General features: G+C 61.0%; 22 protein-coding genes and 1 tRNA gene. 5 read left to right on the top strand and 18 right to left on the bottom strand.

The window, feature by feature from the left end; genetic code table 11:
* Positions 1-89 precede the first annotated feature (89 nt).
* Genes QP971_RS09665 through pflB form a run of 5 tightly spaced genes read right to left on the bottom strand, consistent with a single transcriptional unit; the run spans position 90 to position 5,800 of the window.
* Positions 90-1,238: an SPFH domain-containing protein gene (locus QP971_RS09665; RefSeq protein WP_049377268.1), complete on the bottom strand. Its 1,149-nt coding sequence runs from the start codon at positions 1,236-1,238 to the stop codon at positions 90-92.
* Between the two features lie 59 nt (positions 1,239-1,297).
* Positions 1,298-2,536 (bottom strand): alpha/beta fold hydrolase, encoded by a 1,239-nt coding sequence (locus QP971_RS09660; RefSeq protein ID WP_284811563.1) that lies wholly within the window; start codon positions 2,534-2,536, stop codon positions 1,298-1,300.
* Positions 2,537-2,547: 11 nt separating this feature from the next.
* A complete protein-coding gene (gene pflA, locus QP971_RS09655; protein ID WP_269953638.1) occupies positions 2,548-3,417 on the bottom strand; it encodes a pyruvate formate-lyase-activating protein in 870 nt (289 codons plus the stop codon).
* Positions 3,418-3,419: 2 nt separating this feature from the next.
* Entirely contained in the window at positions 3,420-3,671 is a 252-nt protein-coding gene (grcA2, locus tag QP971_RS09650) for an autonomous glycyl radical cofactor GrcA2 (protein ID WP_269953639.1), read from the bottom strand.
* Between the two features lie 41 nt (positions 3,672-3,712).
* Complete coding sequence (gene pflB / locus QP971_RS09645) at positions 3,713-5,800, bottom strand: formate C-acetyltransferase (RefSeq protein WP_269953640.1); 2,088 nt, start codon at positions 5,798-5,800, stop codon at positions 3,713-3,715.
* Positions 5,801-6,116: 316 nt separating this feature from the next.
* Between pflB and QP971_RS09640 the strand changes: the two genes are divergently transcribed.
* Entirely contained in the window at positions 6,117-8,027 is a 1,911-nt protein-coding gene (locus tag QP971_RS09640; RefSeq protein ID WP_239274323.1) for a solute carrier family 23 protein, read from the top strand.
* On the opposite strand, the gene QP971_RS09635 is transcribed toward QP971_RS09640, so the two are convergent.
* Positions 8,028-8,618, bottom strand: coding sequence for a hypothetical protein (locus tag QP971_RS09635; RefSeq protein ID WP_284811565.1), 591 nt, complete (start codon positions 8,616-8,618; stop codon positions 8,028-8,030).
* Positions 8,619-8,696: 78 nt separating this feature from the next.
* Positions 8,697-8,778 (bottom strand) — tRNA-Leu (locus QP971_RS09630).
* Positions 8,779-8,868: 90 nt separating this feature from the next.
* Here QP971_RS09630 and QP971_RS09625 point away from each other — a divergent pair.
* Both QP971_RS09625 and QP971_RS09620 read left to right on the top strand, forming a co-directional pair.
* A complete protein-coding gene (locus QP971_RS09625; RefSeq protein ID WP_239274322.1) occupies positions 8,869-9,291 on the top strand; it encodes a hypothetical protein in 423 nt (140 codons plus the stop codon).
* Between the two features lie 2 nt (positions 9,292-9,293).
* Positions 9,294-9,638 carry a DUF3817 domain-containing protein gene (locus tag QP971_RS09620; protein WP_225746500.1) on the top strand — a complete coding sequence of 115 codons (345 nt, stop codon included), beginning with the start codon at positions 9,294-9,296 and terminating at the stop codon, positions 9,636-9,638.
* Here QP971_RS09620 and rdgB read toward each other — a convergent pair.
* The 8 genes from rdgB to clpS form a co-directional block, all read right to left on the bottom strand.
* Positions 9,635-10,243 carry an RdgB/HAM1 family non-canonical purine NTP pyrophosphatase gene (gene rdgB, locus QP971_RS09615; RefSeq protein ID WP_284811567.1) on the bottom strand — a complete coding sequence of 203 codons (609 nt, stop codon included), beginning with the start codon at positions 10,241-10,243 and terminating at the stop codon, positions 9,635-9,637. The two genes, QP971_RS09620 and rdgB, sit on opposite strands and share 4 nt — an antisense overlap.
* Positions 10,237-10,965 carry a ribonuclease PH gene (gene rph / locus QP971_RS09610; protein WP_005323955.1) on the bottom strand — a complete coding sequence of 243 codons (729 nt, stop codon included), beginning with the start codon at positions 10,963-10,965 and terminating at the stop codon, positions 10,237-10,239. The genes rdgB and rph overlap by 7 nt, the downstream gene beginning before the upstream one ends.
* A 15-nt stretch (positions 10,966-10,980) precedes the next feature.
* On the bottom strand, positions 10,981-11,742 hold the full coding sequence (locus QP971_RS09605; RefSeq protein ID WP_284811569.1) for an MBL fold metallo-hydrolase: 762 nt from the start codon (positions 11,740-11,742) through the stop codon (positions 10,981-10,983).
* Positions 11,743-11,813: 71 nt separating this feature from the next.
* Positions 11,814-12,593, bottom strand: a complete 780-nt coding sequence (gene murI, locus QP971_RS09600; RefSeq protein WP_049377276.1) for a glutamate racemase — start codon at positions 12,591-12,593, stop codon at positions 11,814-11,816.
* The gene (locus tag QP971_RS09595) at positions 12,593-13,246 is read right to left on the bottom strand and encodes a rhomboid family intramembrane serine protease (protein WP_284791479.1); all 654 of its coding nucleotides are present in this window, start codon (positions 13,244-13,246) and stop codon (positions 12,593-12,595) included. The genes murI and QP971_RS09595 overlap by 1 nt, the downstream gene beginning before the upstream one ends.
* A gap of 13 nt (positions 13,247-13,259) precedes the next feature.
* The gene (locus tag QP971_RS09590) at positions 13,260-14,186 is read right to left on the bottom strand and encodes a P1 family peptidase (RefSeq protein WP_284811574.1); all 927 of its coding nucleotides are present in this window, start codon (positions 14,184-14,186) and stop codon (positions 13,260-13,262) included.
* Positions 14,186-14,722, bottom strand: a complete 537-nt coding sequence (locus QP971_RS09585; RefSeq protein ID WP_049377279.1) for a DUF2017 domain-containing protein — start codon at positions 14,720-14,722, stop codon at positions 14,186-14,188. Before QP971_RS09585 ends, QP971_RS09590 begins: the two co-directional genes overlap by 1 nt.
* Positions 14,723-14,726: 4 nt before the next feature.
* A complete protein-coding gene (gene clpS, locus QP971_RS09580; protein WP_005323948.1) occupies positions 14,727-15,053 on the bottom strand; it encodes an ATP-dependent Clp protease adapter ClpS in 327 nt (108 codons plus the stop codon).
* Between the two features lie 122 nt (positions 15,054-15,175).
* Here clpS and QP971_RS09575 point away from each other — a divergent pair, with 122 nt between their 5' ends.
* Entirely contained in the window at positions 15,176-16,504 is a 1,329-nt protein-coding gene (locus tag QP971_RS09575) for a nicotinate phosphoribosyltransferase (protein WP_284788748.1), read from the top strand.
* An 18-nt stretch (positions 16,505-16,522) separates the two neighbouring features.
* Entirely contained in the window at positions 16,523-18,502 is a 1,980-nt protein-coding gene (locus QP971_RS09570) for an ATP-dependent DNA helicase (protein WP_239274316.1), read from the top strand.
* Here the strand turns inward: QP971_RS09570 and QP971_RS09565 are convergent.
* The 3 genes from QP971_RS09565 to ctaD all read right to left on the bottom strand — a co-directional run bounded on the left by QP971_RS09565 (position 18,468) and on the right by ctaD (position 22,180).
* Positions 18,468-19,199 (bottom strand): aminoacyl-tRNA hydrolase, encoded by a 732-nt coding sequence (locus tag QP971_RS09565; protein WP_239274315.1) that lies wholly within the window; start codon positions 19,197-19,199, stop codon positions 18,468-18,470. The two genes, QP971_RS09570 and QP971_RS09565, sit on opposite strands and share 35 nt — an antisense overlap.
* Positions 19,192-20,382, bottom strand: a complete 1,191-nt coding sequence (serB, locus tag QP971_RS09560; RefSeq protein ID WP_284811576.1) for a phosphoserine phosphatase SerB — start codon at positions 20,380-20,382, stop codon at positions 19,192-19,194. Before serB ends, QP971_RS09565 begins: the two co-directional genes overlap by 8 nt.
* 103 nt (positions 20,383-20,485) lie before the next feature.
* Positions 20,486-22,180 carry an aa3-type cytochrome oxidase subunit I gene (ctaD, locus tag QP971_RS09555; protein ID WP_284811578.1) on the bottom strand — a complete coding sequence of 565 codons (1,695 nt, stop codon included), beginning with the start codon at positions 22,178-22,180 and terminating at the stop codon, positions 20,486-20,488.
* Positions 22,181-22,288 lie beyond the last annotated feature (108 nt).

The raw sequence follows: 22,288 nt of genomic DNA, 5'->3' as shown, positions 1-22,288 counted from the left end.
CTGGCACTCGTGATCGGGGATCACCTCCGCGCGGCGGGTTATACCACGCTGCGAGGTATAGGCATCAAAGAGGTTATCGATGCTCAGGGCTAGTCCTCGCTTTTCAGTTGCTCGCGCAGCTGTTGGAAGTACTCGCGGGCAGCCTGGGGCTGCGCGGTGGAGTGCTGGCCCTGCTGCGCCTGCGGCTCTGCCTGCTGGTTCTCGGAGCGTTGCTGCTCAGCGCGCTGGGAAGCGGCGATGGCTTCGCGCTTAGCACGTTCGGCCTGACGCTTAGATTCGCGCTCGATTTCTTCAGCACGGGAAGGCTTCTTAGGCTGCGGGCGACGGCGTTGGGACGGCTCCTCGGCGGAGTCGAGTGCACGGTTGGCCATGAGCACGTCGCGCATACCGCTGAAAAGATCGCCCATCCCCTGCGGGTTGGAGGGCATGTAGAGAACGGACGCCTGGCCGTTGTGAGAGACGTCGACCATTGCGTCGAGGTACTGGGAGACCAGCATGAGGGCTTCGGGGGACTCTTCCACGCCGGCGTCGCGAAGCATCTCGTACTGCTGGGCAATGCCCTCGACGATTTCCTTACGCTGGTCGGCGACGCCGCGGCCCTGCAGCTTCTTCGCCTCGGCTGCACCCTCAGCCTCCTTCACCACGCGGATCTTTTCAGCCTCCGCCTGGGCGACGGCCGCCTCGCGCTCGCGCTGCGCTGCGTTAATGGAGTTCATGGACTCGCGCACGCGGGAATCGGGGCGAATATCGGTAACCAAGGTATTGACGAAGTTCCAGCCATATTCGGCCATGTTGTCGCGCAGGGAGGCCGCAACATTGCGGGCGATGGTGTCCTTGGAGGAGAAGGAATCATCTAGGTTCATATTCGCTACGGAGGAACGAACATTGTCCTGGACGTAAGCCACAATCTGCTGCTCGTGATTGGAGAGCATGTAGTACGCCTCGCGTTCGCGGCCCTGGACTACCTCGTATTGCACGGCGACAGGGATCTGGACGAAAACATTGTCCTTCGTCTTGGTCTCCACCATCACATCCAGCTGGCGCACCTGCAGCGAAATCTTATCGCGCACACGGTCCACCCACGGCAGCTTAAAGTGCAGGCCGGCATGCGCCACCTTTTGGAATTTACCTAAACGCTCCAAGATGGCGGCTTCCCGGGTGCGGACGATGAAATAGCCATCAAAAAGGGTGCCCAGGATAATCAGCACGATGAGGACTACAACCATAGTTGCGATCATTGCTTCTCCCTAAAAATCGTATTGGTCACTAGTATTTTCGCATAGGAAAAAGTGAAACGCTAGTGATCGTCGATAAGCGAAAAGAGCCTGCCCAAGATGGTTGCGCCGTCTTCTCTAATGCCGTTGTGCTGGAACTCATTGCTAACCCACGGCCGCAGGTCTCCCAGGTGCGCGGCCGTAGCCAAGGACTCCTCGAGCGGGACGAAAATATCATCGACGTAGATGGCCGCGGCTGTGGTCGGCACCTCGCCCAACGCATAGGGCGGGGAGAATTCATGGCGGGCGAGGCCATGGGCGGCGTCGGCAAACGCGTGCAAAGCTGGGTCCTCGTCGAACTGCCAGGGAAAGATGTGCTCGCCGGTTAGCCACGTACCGGACTCGGCAAACTCGGGGAACTCCTCGCGCACGCGGTGCGCCGCCCAGTTCGTAGTGGCCTGGCCACCGGCGCCGCCGTAGATGGATTCATGAATGGCGGCATATAACGGGCCGCCCGCAAAGCTCACGCGCTGGCCGACGTCCGCCAGGAAATCACCCCGCAACCGCTTCTCCCCCGCCACGGTGCGGAAGGGCTCTTCGAGCAGATAGGCAAGCGAATCGAGGCCGGTGCCGCGGCCGAGCTCGATGCCGATGGTACGAAAGCGCAGCGCGGACAGGCACTCACCGGTAGGTAGCCGCTCATCTGAATTGTCCAGGTGGGAAATGATCTCCTCGATACGGCCCTGCGCCCACGGGAATTCGCGGTAGAACCGCTGCTGCCGGGCCTTAAGTTTGCTAAAGGTAGCGCGGTAGAGATCGTCCGCGCCCTTCAAGGTGGGGATGCCGCCGGTGAAGAAAGCATGCTCGACGCGCTCCGGCGCCTGGGAGAGGTAGGCGGTGATGCAAAAGCCGCCGAAAGACTGTCCGAACAGCGACCACTTCTCGAGGCCGAGGTGCTCGCGCAGGCGCTCGGCATCGCGGACGATATTGTCCTGGCGCAGCAACGCCAAGTGCTTGGCGGTGCGCTCTGCGGCCGGGCTAAGTGCATCAATACGGTGCGAGCGGCCGGTGCCCCGCTGATCCATGAGGATAACGCGATAGCGCTCTAGCGCCTTGCCAATCAACCCCGTAGGCGCCAGCGGCCGGGGTGCTGGGAAACCAGGCCCGCCCTGAAGATAAAGCAGCGCAGGCAGGTCCTCTCCGCCGGGCGGAATGATTTCGCGGGCGTAAAGCCCAAAAGTCCCGTGGGGATTGGAATAATCCCACGGGACTTCTAGGTGGTGCTCTTTAATTGTGTGGCCGAAGCGGCGATAGGAGGTCATGTCCTCCCAGGCTAGTAGACTTCCAAGCCTTTCGAGCGGAAGACGTCGCGGATTTTCTCCACGTCCTCCGGCTTAGGTGGCTTCGTGTCAGCTAGCTGGTAGTTCATTCCCAAGCTATCCCACTTGTCCTTGCCCATATTGTGGAAAGGCAGAACCTCAACGCGCTCAACGTTGGACTTCCAACGCGCCACGATATTGGCCACATTTTCCACGTTCTCTGGCGAGTCCGTGAGGTCTGGCACCACCACGAAGCGGATCCACACCGGTTTGCCTATCTTGTTCAGCCTGTCGCCGAAGTCCAGCGTGGGCTGGAGTTCGCGCTGAGTGACCTTGCGATAGGTTTCCTCGTCGCCCGACTTGACGTCGAGAAGCACGAGGTCGATATTGTCCAGGTCCTCGTCACGCAACCGCGCACCGAGATAACCGGCAGTATCGATGGTGGTGTGGATGCCCGCATCGTGAACTTCCTTGAGCACGCGGCGCGTGAAAGAAAGTTGGAAGAGGGGTTCACCACCGGAGATGGTGAGACCGCCACCGGAAGCGTTGAAGATTGGCTTATAACGCTTAATGCGCTTGACCACATCCTCGACCCGCTCCAGCGTGCCGGTCTTCATCTCCCAGGTGTCTGGGTTATGGCAGTACTGGCAGCGCAGTGGGCAGCCGGACATGAACATCGTCATGCGGGTACCCGGGCCATCGACGGCGGTCACGAGCTCCCAAGAGTGCACGAGGGCAATATCGCCGGTACGGCGCGCCTCCATGAGTTCGGGGCGGGTAATGTCATCGAATTGAGCGTCATTTCCCAGGCCCGCGGCCGCGCCGCGGACTCGCTCTCCCTCTTCAGGAGAGAGGGTAACGACACCAGTAACGCCATCTGCCATGATTAGGAACCCTGGTGGAAGGTACGGGAGATAACGTCGAGCTGCTGCTCCTTGGTCAGCTTCACGAAGTTGACTGCGTAGCCAGAGACGCGAACGGTGAGGTTCGGGTACTTCTCTGGGTGCTCAACGGCATCTTCCAGGGTGGACTTGTCCAGCACGTTGATGTTTGCGTGGTACAGACCGGAGTCCATTTTGTTAGCCTCGCGGTTTGCCTTCATGCTTGACATACGCTGTTCGAAAGTTGGGGTTGCCATGATTTTCTCCTTTTCGAGATGGTTGAGGGGATGAGTGGTTCTTAGTCTTCCATGATGAAGCCGGCGTCCAGCACGCCCACCAGGTTGGTGATGCGCTCTTCTGGAGTGCGGCCCAATCCGGAAGGAGTGATGGTGTTGGTCAGCGAGATACCGTCGAGGGCATCCTTGTAGTCCAGCTTGCCGACCGACAGCATGGACGCGACCATACCGTGGCTGTCAGCACCGTTTTCTGGGTTAGCACCCGGGGAGAACGGCGTGCCAGCCTTGTGGCCCGACGGGAAGGCGCCTGTTGCCTTGCCGTAGACCACGTTCGAGGTAATGGTCAGCACGGACTGGGTTGGGATGGCGTTGCGGTACATCGGGATGGCCTTAATCTTTTCCATCACGGTGTGGACAATGGTAGCGGCGATATCATCGGCGCGGTCGTCATCGTTGCCGTAGAACGGGAAGTCACCTTCGGTGACGTAGTCCGTAATCAGGCCGGTCTCGTCGCGCACCGGGGTAACCTTGGCGTACTTAATAGCAGCCAGGGAGTCGGCAACGATGGACAGGCCGGCGATGCCGCAGCCCATGGAGCGGACGATATTGGAATCGTGCAGCGCCATCTCGACTGCCTCGTAGGCGTACTTGTCGTGGGAGTAGTGGATGATGTTGAGGGCTTCTACGTAGGTGCCAACAACCCAGTCCAGCATCTCCTCGTACTTCTGCCAAACCTCGTCGAAGTCCAGCGGGCCGTCGCCCTTGATGGGCTCGTAGCCTTCGACAACCTGCTTGCCGGTTACCTCATCGCGGCCACCGTTGATGGCGTAGAGCAGAGCCTTTGCGGCGTTCACACGAGCGCCGAAGAACTGCATCTGCTTGCCAACTTCCATCGGGGAGACACAGCAAGCAATTGCGGCGTCATCGCCCCACTGCTCACGAATCTGGCGGTCAGACTCGTACTGGATGGAGGAGGTCTCAATGGAGATGTGGGCACAGAATTCCTTGTAGCCCTCTGGCAGCTTCGGATCCCAGAAGATGGTGATGTTTGGCTCAGGTGATGGGCCAAGGTTCACCAGGGTCTGCAGCAGACGGAAGGAGGTCTTGGTGACCATGTGGCGGCCGTCGTTGCCAAAGCCAGCGTCGGACCAGGTTGCCCAGTATGGGTCGCCGGAGAAGATCTGATCGTAGTCGATGGTGCGCAGGAAGCGAACGATACGCAGCTTGAGAACCAGGGAGTCGATGATCTCCTGGGCGTCTTCCTCGGTGATGATGCCAGCGGCGAGGTCGCGCTCGAAGTAGCAATCGAAGAAGGCGGACAGGCGGCCGATGGACATTGCGGCGCCATCCTGGGACTTAATGGAAGCCAGGTAGCCGAAGTAAGTCCACTGCACTGCCTCGTGAGCGGTCTTGGCCGGCTGGGAGATGTCGAAGCCGTAGGACTCAGCCATCTTCTTGAGCTTCTTCAGGGCCTTGATCTGCTCGGAGTGCTCCTCGCGGAAGCGTGCCCAGTGCTCAGAGAAGCCAGCATCTGCGACGGAATCGCGGGAAGCCTGCTTTTCCTCAATCAGGTAGTCCACACCGTACAGTGCGACACGGCGGTAGTCGCCGATGATGCGGCCACGGCCGTAAGCATCCGGCAGGCCGGTGATGATGTGTGATGAACGAGCAGCGCGGATGCGCGGGGTGTAGATATCGAAGACCGCATCGTTGTGGGTCTTGCGGTAGCGGGTGAAGATCTTCTCCACCTCAGGGTCTACTTCCTTGCCCGCTTCAGCAATAGCCTGCTTAACCATGCGCCAGCCACCGAAAGGCATCATGGCGCGCTTCAGCGGGGTATCAGTCTGCAGGCCGACGATGACGTCGTCGTCCTCTGAGATGTAGCCGGCCGGGAAGGCGTCGATATCGGTCGGGGTGTGGGTGTCAACGTCGTAAACGCGCTGCTCGCGCTCGACGGACAGGTACTTCTTTTCCAGAGTGTCCCAGACACGCTCGGTCTTCTCGGTCGGGCCTGACAGGAAGCTGGAGTCGCCGTCGTACGGCGTGTAGTTGCGCTGGATGAAGTCGCGGACGTTGATGCCCTCGGTCCACGGACCGGACTCAAATCCCTTCCAAGCTTCAAACTGTTGAGGCTGCGTTGCGGTAGTCATAATTCCCTTCTCTCGGGCGAATTTCTATCAGGGGATAAATGCCGCTTTCTTCGAGCCACAGCACCAAGCCCCTCTGGCCCCAATTGTTGACTAGTTCCCTGGTAATAACAAGTCTCGCAAACGTTTGAATACCAGGTAATAAACCGGTCGTGTTGTTTCGCAGGTGAGTGATTTTATGCAGTACGCACGTACGTCTTATATCGGGGGTGAAATAGCCCCGAACGTGTTCCTCATCACGGTAAGATTTTGGCCGCTACCTGCACGAACCTCTACTGTTAAAGCCGTTCAGCTTCGCTTCCGCACAAAGGAGGACTTCGTGGCTTCGCAGCCCAAGCATCCAGTAGATATTGTCCCGCCCGCCCCCAAACTAGCTGCCTTGGGTTTACAGCATGTGCTGGCGTTTTATGCCGGCGCGGTCATCGTCCCGCTGCTCATTGCCGGCTCGCTCAATCTGGATGCGGAAACCACCATCCACCTCATTAATGCGGACCTGTTGACCTGTGGCATAGCGACGATCATTCAATCCTTGGGCGTCGGCAAGCGCATTGGCGTGCGCCTGCCCATCGTGCAGGGCGTGACTACAACGGCCGTCTCCCCAATTATTGCCATCGGACTGGGCGCGACCGACGGCGCGGGTGGGGTGGCCTCGCTGCCAACCATCTATGGCGCCATTATTGTCGCCGGCCTTTTTACCTTCTTCGCGGCGCCGGTCTTTGGCAAGGTGCTGCGTTTCTTCCCGCCGGTGGTCACCGGTTCGGTCCTGCTGGTCATGGGTACGTCACTGTTGGGGGTGTCGGCCAATGACTTTGTCAATTACGCCGAAGGCGTGCCGGCCACCCGCGACTTGCTCTACGGCTTTGGCACGCTCGCGGTCATCATCTTGGTGCAGCGTTTTTCCTCCGGCTTCCTGGGTACCCTGGCCGTGCTCATCGGCCTAGTCTTAGGCACTGGCGTGGCGCTCGTGCTTGGCGACGCCTCCTTTGACGAGGTCTCCTCCGCCCCCGCCCTCGGCATTACCACCCCGTTCTACTTCGGTATGCCGAAGTTTGACCTGGTAGCGATTTTCTCGCTCATCATCGTCATGATCATCACCATGGTGGAGACCACCGGTGACGTCTTTGCCACCGGCGAGATTGTAAAAAAGCGCATCCGCCGCGATGACGTCGTGCGTGCCATTCGCGCCGATGGCCTGTCCACCCTGGTGGGCGGCGTGATGAACTCCTTCCCCTATACCTGCTTTGCCCAAAACGTTGGCCTGGTACGCCTGACCAGCGTGAAGTCGCGCTGGGTGGCCGTTGCCGCCGCCGGGTTCATGATGGTGCTGGGCATTTTGCCTAAGGCCGGCGCGGTCGTGGCCTCCATCCCCTCCCCTGTTCTCGGCGGCGCCTCCCTGGCGCTTTTCGCCAACGTGGCGTGGGTGGGCCTGCAGACCATCGCCAAGGCCGATCTTTCCGATGGTCGCAACTCCGTCATCGTTACCTCCGCGCTGGGGCTGGCCATGCTGGTGACCTTCAAGCCGGATATCGCCACCGCCTTCCCGGAGTGGGCACAAACCTTTGTCTCTTCTGGCATGTCCATCGGCGCGATTACCGCCATCGTGCTCAACCTTTTGTTCTTCCACACTGGGGGCAAGCAGGGAACGCAGGTGTCTCGGGCCGTCGGCAAGAGCGTGAGCCTGCAGCAACTCAATGGCGCCTCCCGCGAGGAATTCGTCTCCGCGCTACGCCCGCTGTTTAATAATGAAACCTGGCCGCTGGAGCTAGCGTGGGAGTCGCGGCCGTTCGGTGATGTTAATGAGCTGCGGGCTGCCATTCAGGTGGCCGTGCTGACCGCGGATGATTCCCGCCGCGCCGCCCTCATTCACGATTATCCGGCCATGGATGAGCTGCTGCTTGCCGACGCCGACGAAGCCGCCACCATCTCCGCCGACCGCGGCTCCCTCGGTCTGACCGACCTAGATGATGTGCAGACCGAGCGCATCACCGAGCTTTCCGCCGCCTACCGCGAGCGCTTTGACATGCCTTTTGTGGCCTATTTGGATACCAATGACACCGTCGACCGCGTCATTGATGCCGGCGTGCGCCGCCTGGCCAACTCCCCGGAGCAGGAGTACCGCACCGCGTTGGGCGAAATCGTAGAAATTGCCAACGACCGCTTCGATATTCTGCTGGCCGATGCCAACCCGGTCCGCTCCTCGTGGGACCGCAAGTTCACCGAGGTGGACTAGTTAGCGAAAGCAAAAGTCCACTTCGGCCTCTGGGTCCACGCCGGAAATAATGCCGGTGTAGAACTGCTTGGCCTGGGATTGGAGGACATCGCGATTATCCGCGATGTCCTCTTTCTTTTTGTCCTCGTTGAGGATCTTGGTGATGGTTTCCGCCTTATCGATATCCGGGGTAATCCAGCTCAACGCGCCGTTGTCCTCCACCGCGGTTTCGAAATTCTCATCCGAGTGCCCGATGAAAATGAACTCGGGGATCTCCACGCGGAAGTGGTGCGGGGATTCTTCTTCCACCTGAACCTGCGAACCTTCGATGCCGAGCTTGGCGCGGTAAGAGTACTTGATGTACTGGGTGCGCTCGCTGCCCGGGACCTGCCAATTCCACAGCGTGCTCGTGGCGGATTCCTCCGATAGGCCCTCGATACCCAGCGAGACGAGCACCACCTGCTCTTCGCGCTCCACGGCCTTGATGACCTTGGTATTACTCGATTCGGTCTCCACCTCCACCGGTTCCCGTACCTGCCAAATGAACACCGCGGCGGCAGCCACGGCGGCAATGAGAATGACGGCGATAAGGGTGGAAAGCAGTTTTTTCATGATGACTATCTTAGGGCGACTATGCGGGCGGTGGTATGCGAAAGCGCCGCCGGCTCTGCGAGCCGACGGCGCCGATTGTGCGCCCGGTGAGACTTGAACTCACACGTCCTAAGACACTAGAACCTAAATCTAGCGCGTCTGCCAATTCCGCCACGGGCGCGGGGGACTTGCCATAGTGTACACGGTACGCCATCAATCTAGAAACCAGGGGTGTTCTGTTTTCCGGCCGCTGGTGGGTAGGGTGGATCGCGTGAGCACTCAAGAGGAAAAGAAGAACAAGCGCGTGCAGGTGCGGTGGTGGCACATCCTCCTCATCGCGTTTTTCGTCGTGCTCTTCCTATTCCTGGCCTATTGGCAATGGACGCGCTTCCGCTCCGGCTCGGGGACCTTCCAGAACTTGGGCTATGCCTTCCAGTGGCCACTGTTCGCTGTGTTCGTGGTCTACGCCTATCGCACCACGCTGCGCTATGAAAACGAGCGCCTCGCGGCCGAGGAAGAAGCCCGCGACATGGATAGCACCGTCACTGAGGCCCCGGCTGAGTCTCCTGCACAACCGCAGGCGGAAACCAAAATCGATGAAGATTTCCTGCCCCAGCGGCCTCAGATAGATGTGGACACGTTTAACGCCATGAATACCCCGCGCCGCCGGCGCGGCGAGAACGAAGAAAGCTGATTATGACCAATAAAGTTCACCCCGCCCGCCAGGCCCGCATCCGCGGACCTTTGAAGTTTTTCTCCATCGCAGCCACCGTGACCGGTATCTTCCTGATTATCCTGGTCATCCGCATGGTCTGCCAGTACCTCATCGGCATGGAGATCCCCGAGTGGGCCACCTATATCGCGATCGTGCATGGCATCGCGTACATGACTTACCTGCTGTCCATCCTCATCCTCGGCCCGCGTGCGCTGTGGCCGGTGGGCAAGCTCTTTACCACCGCCCTTGCCGGCGTGGTGCCCTTCCTGTCCTTCTGGATGGAGCACAAGCGCCGCAGGGAAATTGAGGAAGAGTTCCAGCTTTAGGAACTGCGAACCAGCTCCGCGATGGCGGGGACTAGTTGACTTAGAGCGCGGCCGCGATGCGAGACCGCGTTCTTTTCTTCTGGGGACATCTCCGCAGCCGACCGGGACTCGCCTTCTGGCTGAAAGAACGGGTCATAGCCAAAGCCGTTGTCCCCGCGCGGCTCGCGCAGGAAGCGGCCTTCCCAGCGGCCCTCGGCCACGTGCTCGGTGCCATCGGGAGTCACGAGCGCGCAGACGGAGACAAAGGCGGCGGCGCGGCGCTCATCGGGAACATCGGCCATCTGTGCCAAGACCAGGTCATTATTGGCCTGGTCATTGCCGTGCTGGCCGGACCAGCGGGCGGAAAGCACGCCGGGCATGCCGTTGAGCTCTTCGATGGCCAGGCCGGAATCATCCGCGACGGTAGCAAAGCCGGTGGCAGCCGCACCGGCGCGGGCTTTGATGAGCGCGTTATCGGCAAAAGTGCGGCCGTCTTCCACCGGCTCCGGGTAAGGCTCCACTGCGGATAGCGGGCGCAGCTCGACGCCCTCGATGCCGGCATCAGTCAGGATGCGCTCGAGCTCCGCGAGCTTTTTCGGATTATTGGACGCGACGAGAATTACCACCCCAGCGCCGCCTTTTGTGCGGCGATGAGCTCGCGGCAGCCCTTCTGGGCTACGTCCAGCATCTCGTTGAGCTCCTCGCGGCCAAAGAGGCCGTGCTCGCCGGTGCCCTGGATTTCCACGAAATCGCCGGATTCCTGCATTACTACGTTGAGGTCGACCTCGGCGCGGGAGTCTTCCTCATAAGGCAGGTCGAGACAGATTTCGCCGTCTATGATGCCTACCGAGACCGCAGCGATGGGATCGAGCAGCGGCTCGCCGGGGACAACGCCCTCGGCCTTGAGGTGTGCGATGGCGTCGGCAAGCGCAACATAGGCGCCGGTGATAGACGCAGTGCGGGTGCCGCCATCGGCCTGGAGGACGTCGCAGTCGAGCTGGATGGTGTTCTCGCCCAGCTCCTCCAAGTCCACCGCGGCGCGCAGGGAGCGACCGACGAGGCGGGAAATCTCGTGGGTGCGGCCCTTGACCTTGCCCTTCATGGATTCGCGCGGCATGCGGTCGTGGGTGGCGGAAGGCAACATGGCGTACTCGGCGGTAAGCCAGCCTTCGCCCGAATCGCGCTTGAAGCGCGGCACGCCATATTCTACGGATGCGGTGCACATGACGCGGGTATTGCCAAACTCCACCAGCACTGAGCCGGCCGGGTTGGTGGTGAAATTGCGGGTAATGCGGACGCTGCGCATCTGGTCCAGCGCGCGCCCATCGGCACGAGTAAATTCAGTCATGCCGTCCAGCGTATCTTAGAACTCCATCCCCGCGGCGCCGAGGACAATCTCGCCATCGAATTCGGAGCGGGCTGCCTCCAAAGTAGCTTGCGCATCGCCCCACGGCTGAATGTGGATGAGCACCAGCTTGCCCACACCCGCCTCGCGTGCCGCCCTACCGGCTTCCGCGCCCGACATGTGCATGTCCGGCGCCTTGCCCTCAGAGGTCTCGCCCCAGGCCGCCTCGCAGAGGAAGATATCGGCACCACGGGCGGCTTCGACAAGCGCGGGCGTATACGAAGAGTCACCGGAATAGGTAATGGTCTGCCCGGTCTTCGTGTGCTCCACGCGCAAGGCATAGGCCTCTACCGGGTGGTTTACCGGGAAGGGAGTGATATAGACATCATCCACGAGCTGGCGCTCGCCCGGCTCCCAGGCACTAAAGGCGAAGGTATCGGACATGTCATCGATGCCATCGACCTCATCAGAGGACAGGCGACCCAGGTGCGTGGGCGTAGCTTTCGGCCCGAAGCACATATTGCGCGAAGCAGCCGGCGAGGTGGGATGGAAGCGGCGCCACACCATCAGGGAAGGAAAATCCAGGCAGTGATCGGCATGCAGATGGCTAAAGGCCACGTGCGCATCACAAGGATCCTGCTGCTGTTCCAGCTGCGCCAAGGTACCAGGGCCCATGTCGAGGACGATGGACGGCGCATTATCGAAGGACAGCAAGTAGCCGGAGGCGGGATTCTGGGCGGTGGGGACGCTACCGGAGCAGCCTAGGATGGTCAGCTTCATGGGCTCAATAGTTCCATGAAATCACCCCGCATGCGTATTCAACGTGCAAACGGGGGAGAAATTCCACTTCCTTATGCAATCTGGGGGCCGAGAAAGCGCCTGGCAAGGCGGGCAAAAGCCTCCGGATCTCCGGTGGATTCAAAAGTGTGGACCGGCTGATTCTCTGCGGGGGCCAACATATCCGTTTCCGTGAGGATCCGCATCACATCCTTGGTGGTCTCCTCCGAAGAGGTCACCAGCGAGACATTATCGCCCATCGCCAGCTGGATAATCCCGGTCAACAGCGGATAATGCGTACAGCCTAGAACCAGCGTGTCTACCCCTTGTTCCTGCAGCGGGGCCAGGTAGCCCTCGGCAACGCCGAGGATCTGGCGACCGGCGGTAATGCCGCGCTCGACAAAGGGAACAAAATCCGGGCAGGCGGTGGCAAAGGCCTGCACCTTGGGGTTGAGCGCGAAGAGATCCTGATAGGCACCGGATTTGACGGTGCCCTCAGTGCCGATGACGCCGATTTTTCCGTTGCGCGTGGTGGACATGGCGCGGCGCACCGCAGGCCGGATGACTTCCACGATGGGAATATCGTAGCGCTCGCGCGCATCGTGCAAGAAGGCGGCGGTGGCGGTATTGCAGGCAATGACCAACATCTTGCAGCCACGCTCCACCAGCCGATCGGCCACGTCTTGGGAAAAGGCGCGGACTTCAGAGATGGGCCGCGGGCCATAAGGGCTGTGAGCGGTATCGCCGGTATAAATGACGGATTCGTGCGGCAGCTGTTCCATCACCGCGCGGGCCACGGTGAGCCCGCCCACGCCGGAATCAAAAATGCCGATGGGAGAGGTTGCAGTTGGCATTAACGCTTCACTGCCTTAACTGGGTCGTCCGAGGTAATGGTCATGCCGGCAAGGATTCCGCCGATGGCGCCGAAGAGGTGGCCCTGCCAGCTCACGCCCTCGTAGACGGGCAACACGCCCCATACCAAGCCGGAGTAAGCGAAGCCGAGCACGATGCCCAAGATGGTCTGGAGGAGTGAGCGGTTAAAAATTCCGCGCACAATCAGATATGCCAGCCAGCCATAGACCAAGCTGGAGGCACCGATATGCGAGGTACCGGGACCGCCGATAAACCAGGTTCCGAGGCCAGCCACCAGCGTGGTAATCAGCGTGACCTCCCACCAGGCCTTGCGGCCGGAAAGACCGATGAGGAAGCAAAAGATGGCGCCGGGCACCGAGTTAGACATCAAGTGCTCAAAGTTCGCGTGGAGCAGTGGAGCGGAAAAAATCCCCCAAATTCCGTTGAAATCTAACGGGCGGATGCCGTAATTGGATAGCTGGCCGCCAAAGAGGAAGGCGTTGACAATATGGACTGCCCACTCCACGACAAGGAAGCCAAAGGCTATGGAAAAGCCGGTGGTGATGCGGCCGCTGCGGGTGTAATTCTTGGAATCGCCGCGATTAACCGGCCCCGAGGAGGCCGGCCGGTAGTTAGATATTCCGCCTGAAGTCATAATGCGCTTTATCTTAGTCCAGCAGATCGCGGTACGCGCTCAAGCCTAGGCCGGGATCGGCGGCGGTAACCGCGTTGGCGATAGCCTCCTCCACAGCATCGGCGGCCGCGGCGCAGAGCTGGGTGATCTCCTGCGTGCTGAGTTCAGCTGGGCGCTGCGCGGTCGACAAGGCAAAGATGGTGTCGCCGTCTAGCGGTGAATGGGCAGGCCGCACCGCACGAGCGATGCCATCGTGGGCAGTCATTGCTAAGCGCTGCGCTTGGGCGGTGGTTACGGGGGCGTCGGTAAGCACGGCGCCGATGGTGGTATTGAGCTTGGACTCCGCTGGGTGCGGCAAGGCGCGGTAGGCGGCAGCATTGACCGGAGTGCGACCCGGCGCGCCGTACAGCCGGCCGGACTGCGGATCGATGACCTCGCCTACGGGATTGGCGACCATCGCGGCGGAGACCTCATACTCACCCACTCGGCGCGAAGCGAGGCCAAACCCGCCGCGCAGCTTGCCAGCGGTAGCCCCCACGCCGGCTCCCACCGAACCCATGGATTCATCGTTGCCCGCAAGGGCAGCTCGCAGCGCGGCTGCGCCTTCTTTCGGCCCAGGGCGGGAAGGCCCGACCAAGAGGTCAAAGATGACGGCTCCGGGGACGATGGGCACGCGCGGGCCAGGCTTATCCTCGCCAAAGACAGGGAAGCCAATCCCCTCGTGCGCCAGCTCATTCATTACGCCGTCGGCAGCCGCCAAGCCAAAGGCGGAACCGCCCGCCAACACCACGGCGTGGACGCGCTCGACCGTATTATGCGGCTGCAAAAGGTCTGTTTCGCGGGTGCCAGGGCCGCCGCCGCGCACGTCGACGCTGCCGAGCGCGCCACCCGGCCCGCAGTAGAGCACCGTGACTCCAGTATCGGCACCGCTATAGTGCCCGATGCTCATGCCGTCTAACATTAGTCCATCAGCACCTGCAGCAGCGAATCTTGGCAGAAAGCCAACCATTCCACGAGGCTGTCGCGGTCCAACATCAGGTTTTCATCGGAAACATCACCTGCCGCAACATAGAGGCGCAAATCATTAAGGCCGGCAACAAAGGCTTGGGCCTCCTGCTCACTGATGGTGACCTCTACCCCGCCGGTGGGGCCAAGGGCCGAACCGATGACCTGAAGGTTTTCTAGCTTGGCGCGCGCAATGTCATTCTCGTGCAGCGAGCGCAGCAAAGAAGCATCGCCTTCGTATTCCTCATCGCCGGGCATCTCAAAGTCCGGAAAGAGACGAGCCAGAGAGGGATCGTCCGGGGCTTCGGTGTGGCCGGTAGGCATGTCCAGCATCTCTGCTAGCTCATCCTTAGGTGCGGACTGCGCGCGCCCGATGATCGCCTCGGAGACAGTAGCGGTGAGATCACCTAATACCTCGCGCTCCATTGGCTCAAAAACGGCCGTTATCTTCGGCGCGCGCATGAGGGACTTCTTTTTCTTCCACGGTTGCATATATTTAACCTGCCTGCTGCATCGTTGCCCACAGACCCGCGATCTGGAGCTTTTTCACGTCTGCCTCAATTTTGTCGCGCTCGCCGCTGGAGACGGCAGCCTTGCCCTCAGTATGGACCTGCATCATGAGTTCATTGGCTCGCTTCTTGTCATATCCCAAAACGGTTTGGAATACGTAAGACACGTAGCTCATTAGGTTGACTGGGTCATCCCACACGATGCACATCCACGGGAGGTTCTCACTCGTGGCCACATCTACGTCGAGTTCTTCATCCAATTCGGGCGTAGCCATAGGAGAGCTCATGCGGACTACGGGAAATTGCGCCTTCATGCTTTCTAGCCTAACCACTTTTGGGGATTTATTGTGGGCCAGCCCAATCTAGCTGCGGACAATCTAGGCCCAAAGAATCTAAACCTCTGAAAAACACCTAGTCAGTGGGTATTATCACTCCCGTGAATGACAAAGCTATTCCTAATGATCGCTCCACTGCTCTACTGACGGATAAATACGAGCTCACTATGCTCCAAGCCGCGCTGCGAGACGGCTCGGCAAACCGCCAGGTCACCTGCGAGGTATTCGGCCGCCGTCTGCCCAATGAGCGCCGCTACGGAGTGGTTGCCGGCACCGAGCGGGTCCTGCGTGCGGTGGAGGATTTTCGCTTTTCGGCCAATCAGCTAGCAGAGATGGACTTCCTGGATGACAAAACCAAGGAATACCTGCGTCACTACCGCTTTTCCGGGCAGATTGACGGCTACCGCGAGGGTGAGCTTTATTTCCCCAACTCCCCCATCCTGACGGTGCGCGGCACCTTTGGGGAGTGCTTGGTTTTGGAGACCGTCATCCTGTCCATCATGAACGCCGATTCCGCAGTGGCTTCGGCTGCTTCCCGCATGGTCACGGCTGCCGATGGCCGCCCGATTATCGAGATGGGCTCGCGCCGCACCCACGAGTATGCGGCGGTAACCGCCGCCCGCGCAGCCTACCTGGCTGGCTTCGAAGCCACCTCCAATTTGGAGGCTGGCTACCGCTACGGTATTCCGGTCTCTGGCACTGCCGCGCACTCTTGGACCTTGGCGCATACCAACCCGGACGGCACCCCGAACGAGGAAGCCACTTTCCGCTCCCAGATCGACACGCTGGGTGTAGAGACCACCCTGCTGGTCGATACCTATGACATCACCAAGGGCGTAGAAACCGCAGTGAAAGTAGGTGGCCCGCAGCTAGGTGGGGTCCGCATAGATTCCGGTGACTTGGGCGCCGTCACCCGCCGCGTACGCAAGCAGCTGGATGATTTGGGCAACCACAATACCAATATCGTGGTCTCCTCTGACCTCGATGAGTTTGCCATCGCTGGCCTGCGCGGCGATCCTGTCGATGTCTACGGCGTCGGCACGTCCGTGGTCACCGGCTCCGGCGCGCCTACAGCCGGCATGGTCTACAAGGTAGTGGAGGTAGATGGCATCCCAGTGGCCAAGCGCTCTACTTCCAAGCAGTCCGTCGGCGGTGCCAAGCGCGCGCTACGCACCTACCGTTCCTCCGGCGTGGCGGTGGAGGAAATCGTCTACCCCTTTGAGGCACCGGCGCCAGATACCGGCCAGCTCGATACCCGCGAGATGACCATTCCGCTCATGCGCGATGGGCACATCGTTGACGGCTTGCCGGATCTGCATGCCTCTCGCGAGTATTTGGATCAGGCCCGCAAGACCCTGCCGTGGGAAGGCCTGGCGCTCTCGCGCGATGAGGCGGCCGTGCCCACGCGGATGGTGGGCTTTAAAAAGTAGGCCGCTAGACTGTGTGGGGTGAGTGAGCACGCAGATGAGCCCCTAAACCTCGACACGGAAACGCTGCTGGGCAAGGCCGTTGGCGCGCTGGGCGGCAGCCGGCGCGAAGGCCAGGTGCGCATGGCCACGGCCGTCACGGCTGCGCTCGAAAAGGAGCGCCACCTGGCAGTGCAGGCCGGTACCGGTACCGGTAAATCCCTGGCCTACTTGGTCCCGGCTATCCGGCATGCGATGAATTCGGGGTCCACCGTCATCGTCTCCACCGCGACGCTAGCCTTGCAGCGCCAGCTGGTGGAGCGCGATCTGCCGCGGCTTACTAAGGCCCTCGCCCCTGTCATGGAGCGTACGCCTACCTTCGCCATCATGAAGGGCCGCAATAACTACCTGTGCATGAATAAGATTGCGGCTACGCCGGATGACCCGGAAGCTCTTATCGACGAATCCGAGATATCCCACCGCGGCAAGGCCGTGCGCCGCATCCACGAGTGGGCGCAGGAAACCGACACCGGTGACCGCGATGATCTAGAGCCGGGCGTGCCGGACTTGGTGTGGCGGGCGGTGTCCGTAACGTCCAACGAGTGCTTGGGCGCGTCGCGCTGCCCGCACGGGCCAGATTGCTTTGCAGAAGAGGCTCGCAGGGCGGCTGCCGACGTCGATATCGTGGTCACCAACCACGCCATGCTCGCCATCGACGCGGTTTCTGAGGCAAATATTTTGCCGGAGCACGACGTCGCCATTATCGATGAGGCCCACGAGCTCGACGGCCGCATCACCTCGGTGTCCACAGCGGAGATTACTACCCGCGCCATCAAGATGGCCGCGAACCGCGCGAAGTCGCTGGGCAATGCTGGCAGCCTCGCGGACTTGGCCGAAGAATTTGATGACCTGATGAAAATCCAAGAGCCAGGCCGCTGGACGGACTTAGATGAAACCGCACAGGGCCACTTGCGCGCGCTTGCCGACGAATTCCTGCGCGTTAAGTCCCTCATTTCTCGCGCACCAGAAGGCGAAGCCACCGACGATCCGGAGAAAAACGCCGAGCGCCAAAACTTGAGCAACCACTTCTCCGACCTCGCGCAAGCCGTAGCGCGCATGCTGGAGGTCTTCGCCACCGATGACCCGGCCAAGCAAGATGACGTCGTCTGGCTCGAGCGCGATCCCCGCAGCGACGCCGAGACCCTCGCCGTGGCGCCCCTATCCATCGCCCACATGCTGCGCGAGAACCTCTTTGGGGAGCAGACGGTGGTGCTGACCTCGGCCACCCTCGCCCTCGGCGGCCGCTTCGATGCCATGGCCGCGCAGTGGGGCATGCCGAGCGGCACCTACGACACCTTGGACGCGGGCACGCCTTTCGACCCAGCCAAATCCGGCATCCTGTACACCGCCAAACACCTACCCGCGCCGGGCCGCGATGGCCTGCCCAAAGAAACCATCGATGAGATCTACGAGCTCATTATGGCCGCCGGCGGGCGCACGCTTGGTCTGTTCTCCTCCCGCCGCGCCGCGGAAGAGGCGGCCACCGCCCTCAAGCCGCGCATCCCCTTTGACCTCTTCGTGCAAGGCGAGGATTCCATCGGCGCACTGGTAGAAAAATTCTCCCAGAAGGAAAACTCCTGCCTCTTCGGCACACTTACCCTGTGGCAAGGCGTGGACGTGCCGGGGCCGGCCTGTTCGCTGGTCATCATCGACCGCATTCCGTTCCCCCGGCCGGACGATCCCCTGATGCAGGCGCGCGCCCAGGCAGCCGATGCTGCGGGCCGCTCCGGGTTCATGGAGGTTTCCGCCAACCACGCCGCCTTGCTCATGGCACAGGGCGCAGGCCGCCTGCTGCGCCACGTGACCGACCGCGGAGTGGTGGCCGTGCTCGATAACCGCTTGGAGTATAAGCGCTACGGCAGCTTCCTCAAGGCCTCCATGCCGCGCTTTTGGCAAACCACCGACCCGGATACGGTGCGCGGCGCGCTTAAGCGATTAGTCGCCGCAGGGCGCACACGGTAGCCGAGTCCGGCGCAATCTCTGTAAAGCCGGCGTCTACGATGATCACGGCGCCGTCCTGCGCACAGGCAGTGCGAAAATCTTCTCCGGACACCTCGCGAACCGAAAGCTTAAAACCGGTGTCGGCCCAGGCACGGGCCTCCCCCACCGACATCGCCGCGGCGAGCATCATCGAACCGTGGCCCACCTGCGCTGCGGCCTTGCCCGCAGACATGTCGAGGCTGCGGTCGACGTAGATAACGGGGGCATCGCCAAGCGGGGCTCCCGGCTCATCATAAGCAAGGTCAGTGTGACCGATTTGCAGCTTGCCGATGAGCGGATCCACCTCCCCCACAGCCGAAGGCGCGAAGGCCCGGGCACGGTCCGCCACGGTCACGCCGGGCAGGCTCTGCACATCGCGCCAGGCCTTATTGCGGGCCCGGCGGGCGATCTTGCGGATGCGGTGGCCGTACCACTGGCCCAGGGCGTGGGCGAAGGCCCCGTCCTCCCCCGCGCGCTCGTCCAAGCACACGGCCACAACGGCGCTGGCGGCCGCCTCCAGCACCTCCGTGCGCGCCGGCGGCTCCTGCTTTGGCAGGTTAAGCGCAATCTGCATCGCTTGGATGGTGGAGGGCTCGTCAGGGTTTTCTGGGTCATCGCGCCACGAGCGCGAGTCACAAGCTTCTACCAAGCGCTGGTGGGCGATTTCAAACTTATCCACGCACAACCTCCTCGGCCGGGATTCCCAAAATCTGTAGTACTTCATCCAGCCGCCGGTGATTTACCGAGGTATCCGCCACTTCTTGCAGCGCCGGCTTAGCGTTAAAGGCGATGCCCAGTCCCGCGGCGGTAATCATATCGATGTCATTGGCACCATCGCCCACGGCGACCGTCTGGCGCATGCCTACCCCGGAATCTGCGGCGAATTCCCGCAGGAATTCCTCCTTGGCCTTGCGGTCAACCACCTTGCCGGTTACGCGGCCGGTGAGCTTGCCATCGGCGATTTCCAAGGTATTGGCGCGGACGTAATCTAAGTGCATTTCTGCGGCTAGTCCCTCCAGGACTTGAATGAACCCGCCCGAGACCACAGCGGTGCGATAACCGATGCGGTTGAGCGTGGCAATAGTCTCGCGGGCACCGGGGGTCAGCTGAATCTCGCGGGCTACCTCATCAATGATGGAAGCATCCAGGCCGGCCAAAACGGCCACGCGCTCGCGCAGGGACTCCTCAAAGTCCAATTCGCCGCGCATAGCCCGGGCCGTGATGGCGGCAACCTCTTCCTCCTTGCCGGCGTGCGCGGCCAGCATCTCGATGACCTCGCCTTGAATGAGAGTGCTATCGCAGTCGAAGCAGACAAGACGCTTGGAACGCCGGCCCAGACCCGCCGGTTCGATGGCAATGTCGATGCCAATCTGCTGTGCCAGCTCTGCCAGCGCCTGGCGTACGGGTGCCGCGGAACCATCGAGGGACAAGAAAAGCTCTAGGCCGGTCAGTGGAGAGGTGGAAAGCCCGCGGATGCGATCGATATTGGCATCGAAGTTGGCCAATACGCGGGCGACCTCCTCTACGTGGTGGGCGGTTACTTCCGTTCCCATGAGGACCACCGCATGCGTAGAGCGAGCTCGCGCGCTAGATTCCTCCTCCCGTACGTCCACGGATACCTGCTGCCCGTAGATGCTCAAGGTATTGCGCAACCCCTGTGCAATCTGCTCGGCGCGCGCACTGGGAATGCGGGTATGGGCAGCGAGGGTGATACGGCCGGAAAAGATGGCCTGTTCGACGTCGACAAGCGCGGCGCTATAAGACGCCAACACGCGGAAGAAGGCAGCCGAGACCCCAGGTTTGTCCGGCCCAGTGGTGGTAATGACGGCATAGGTATCAACTTGGGTACTCACGCGGCCCATTATCGCACGTGGGGCAAATAAGATACGCCAAAGCCGCCTCCCACGGCCCTTGGCGGGCTGGGAGGCGGCTTAAGTCAGGAGTGCTTTAGCGAGTTATATCGCTTTAGTGGCTACCCACGTGTGCTTCTTCGCGCATGCGCTGAACCATGTGCGGGTAGTGCAGCTCGAAGGCCGGACGCTCGGAGCGGATACGCGGCAGCGACACGAAGTTGTGGCGCGGCGGCGGGCAGGAGGTTGCCCACTCGAGGGAGTTGCCGTAGCCCCATGGGTCATCCACGGTGACGATCTCGCCGTAGCGCCAGGACTTGAACACGTTCCAAATCAGCGGGATAACGGAAGCGCCCAAGACGAAGGAGAAGATGGTGGAAATCTGGTTGAAGACCGTGAAGCCATCGGACTCCAGGTAGTCAGCGTAACGACGCGGCATACCCATGTTGCCGACCCAGTGCTGAACCAGGAAGGTGCCGTGGAAGCCTACGAAGGTCAACCAGAAGTGAATCTTGCCCAGACGCTCGTCCAGCATGCGGCCGGTCATCTTCGGGAACCAGAAGTACAGGCCGGCGAAGGCGGAGAACACAACCGTACCGAACAGGGTGTAGTGGAAGTGTGCAATCAAGAAGTAGGACTCAGCCAGGTGGAAGTCCAGTGCCGGGGATGCCAGCATAACGCCGGTCATGCCGCCGAAGAGGAAGGTTGCCATGAAGCCCATGGCGAAGATCATCGGGGTATCCCAGGTGATGTGACCCTTCCACATGGTGCCGACCCAGTTGAAGAACTTAACGCCGGTTGGAACCGCAATCAGGAACGTCATGAAGGAGAAGAACGGCAGCAGGATAGCGCCGGTGACGAACATGTGGTGTGCCCACACAGCCATGGACAGGGAACCGATGGCCAGCAGTGCGAAGACCAGACCGATGTAGCCGAAGACCGGCTTGCGGGAGAAGACCGGAACGACCTCAGACACAACGCCGAAGAACGGCAGCGCGAGGACGTAAACCTCAGGGTGGCCGAAGAACCAGAACAGGTGCTGCCACAGGATGCCGCCACCATTAGCGGAATCGTAGATGTGGCCGCCCAGCTTGCGGTCATACAGAACGCCCAATGCCGCAGCGGTCAGCAGCGGGAAAATCATCAACACGATGGCGGATGCGGTAAACACAGCCCAGCTGAAGACCGGCAGACGGAACATGGTCATGCCCGGTGCGCGCAGGGTCAGGATGGTCGTAATCATGTTGATAGCGGAGGCAATGGTACCGACACCGGTAGCGCCCACGCCGACAATCCACATATCCGCGCCGATGCCCGGGGTGTGGACACCATCAGCCAACGGCATGTACATGGTCCAGCCGAAGTCAGCTGCACCGCCTGGGGTAACGAAGCCCAGCAGCATGACGATGCCGCCCAGCAGGGTAACCCAGAAGCCGAAGGCATTCAGACGCGGGAAGGCCACGTCCGGCGCACCAATCTGCAGCGGCAGAATGTAGTTACCAAAGCCCCACACAACTGGGGTCGCAAACAGCAGCAGCATCACGGTGCCGTGCATGGTGAACAGCTGGTTGAACTGCTCATTGGACAAGAACTGGAGACCCGGGGTGAACAGCTCCGCGCGGATCAACAGTGCCATAAAGCCACCGAGGAAGAAGAAGCTGAAGGACATGATCAAGTACATGATGCCCAGCTGCTTGTGGTCGGTGCTCGTTAGAAATACCCAAGCCTTTGAACCGGTCTTCGCGTTACCGGTTGGCTCTGGACGTGTGGGGGCGACGTAATCGTCGACCCGTGGCGCCACAGCGGTCATAAAATCCTCCTGAATAACAAAGTGTCTGTGGACAGACTCCACCTACACCTAGGTTTACTCGCCTTATATTAGGCCATTTTCCCCTGTTCTTTCCAGCTTCCCCCAATA

The sequence above is a fragment of the Corynebacterium marquesiae genome (genome assembly GCF_030229635.1).
Lineage (GTDB): Bacteria > Actinomycetota > Actinomycetes > Mycobacteriales > Mycobacteriaceae > Corynebacterium > Corynebacterium marquesiae.
Note: the sequence above shows the minus strand (reverse complement) of the source record. Positions and strands in the feature narration are given on the sequence as shown.

Excerpts from the sequence above, each read along its gene's own strand:
- grcA2 (WP_269953639.1), bottom strand. The coding sequence starts at position 3,671 with ATGGCAACCCCAACTTTCGAACAGCGTATGTCAAGCATGAAGGCAAAC.
- QP971_RS09605 (WP_284811569.1), bottom strand. The coding sequence starts at position 11,742 with ATGAAGCTGACCATCCTAGGCTGCTCCGGTAGCGTCCCCACCGCCCAG.
- QP971_RS09585 (WP_049377279.1), bottom strand. The coding sequence starts at position 14,722 with ATGCAACCGTGGAAGAAAAAGAAGTCCCTCATGCGCGCGCCGAAGATA.
- QP971_RS09590 (WP_284811574.1), bottom strand. The coding sequence starts at position 14,186 with ATGTTAGACGGCATGAGCATCGGGCACTATAGCGGTGCCGATACTGGA.
- QP971_RS09665 (WP_049377268.1), bottom strand. The coding sequence starts at position 1,238 with ATGATCGCAACTATGGTTGTAGTCCTCATCGTGCTGATTATCCTGGGC.
- clpS (WP_005323948.1), bottom strand. The coding sequence starts at position 15,053 with ATGAAGGCGCAATTTCCCGTAGTCCGCATGAGCTCTCCTATGGCTACG.
- ctaD (WP_284811578.1), bottom strand. The coding sequence starts at position 22,180 with ATGACCGCTGTGGCGCCACGGGTCGACGATTACGTCGCCCCCACACGT.
- QP971_RS09595 (WP_284791479.1), bottom strand. The coding sequence starts at position 13,246 with ATGACTTCAGGCGGAATATCTAACTACCGGCCGGCCTCCTCGGGGCCG.
- QP971_RS09635 (WP_284811565.1), bottom strand. The coding sequence starts at position 8,618 with ATGAAAAAACTGCTTTCCACCCTTATCGCCGTCATTCTCATTGCCGCC.
- QP971_RS09620 (WP_225746500.1), top strand. The coding sequence starts at position 9,294 with ATGACCAATAAAGTTCACCCCGCCCGCCAGGCCCGCATCCGCGGACCT.
- QP971_RS09660 (WP_284811563.1), bottom strand. The coding sequence starts at position 2,536 with ATGACCTCCTATCGCCGCTTCGGCCACACAATTAAAGAGCACCACCTA.
- murI (WP_049377276.1), bottom strand. The coding sequence starts at position 12,593 with ATGCCAACTGCAACCTCTCCCATCGGCATTTTTGATTCCGGCGTGGGC.
- serB (WP_284811576.1), bottom strand. The coding sequence starts at position 20,382 with ATGGGCCGCGTGAGTACCCAAGTTGATACCTATGCCGTCATTACCACC.
- pflA (WP_269953638.1), bottom strand. The coding sequence starts at position 3,417 with ATGGCAGATGGCGTTACTGGTGTCGTTACCCTCTCTCCTGAAGAGGGA.
- pflB (WP_269953640.1), bottom strand. The coding sequence starts at position 5,800 with ATGACTACCGCAACGCAGCCTCAACAGTTTGAAGCTTGGAAGGGATTT.
- rph (WP_005323955.1), bottom strand. The coding sequence starts at position 10,965 with ATGACTGAATTTACTCGTGCCGATGGGCGCGCGCTGGACCAGATGCGC.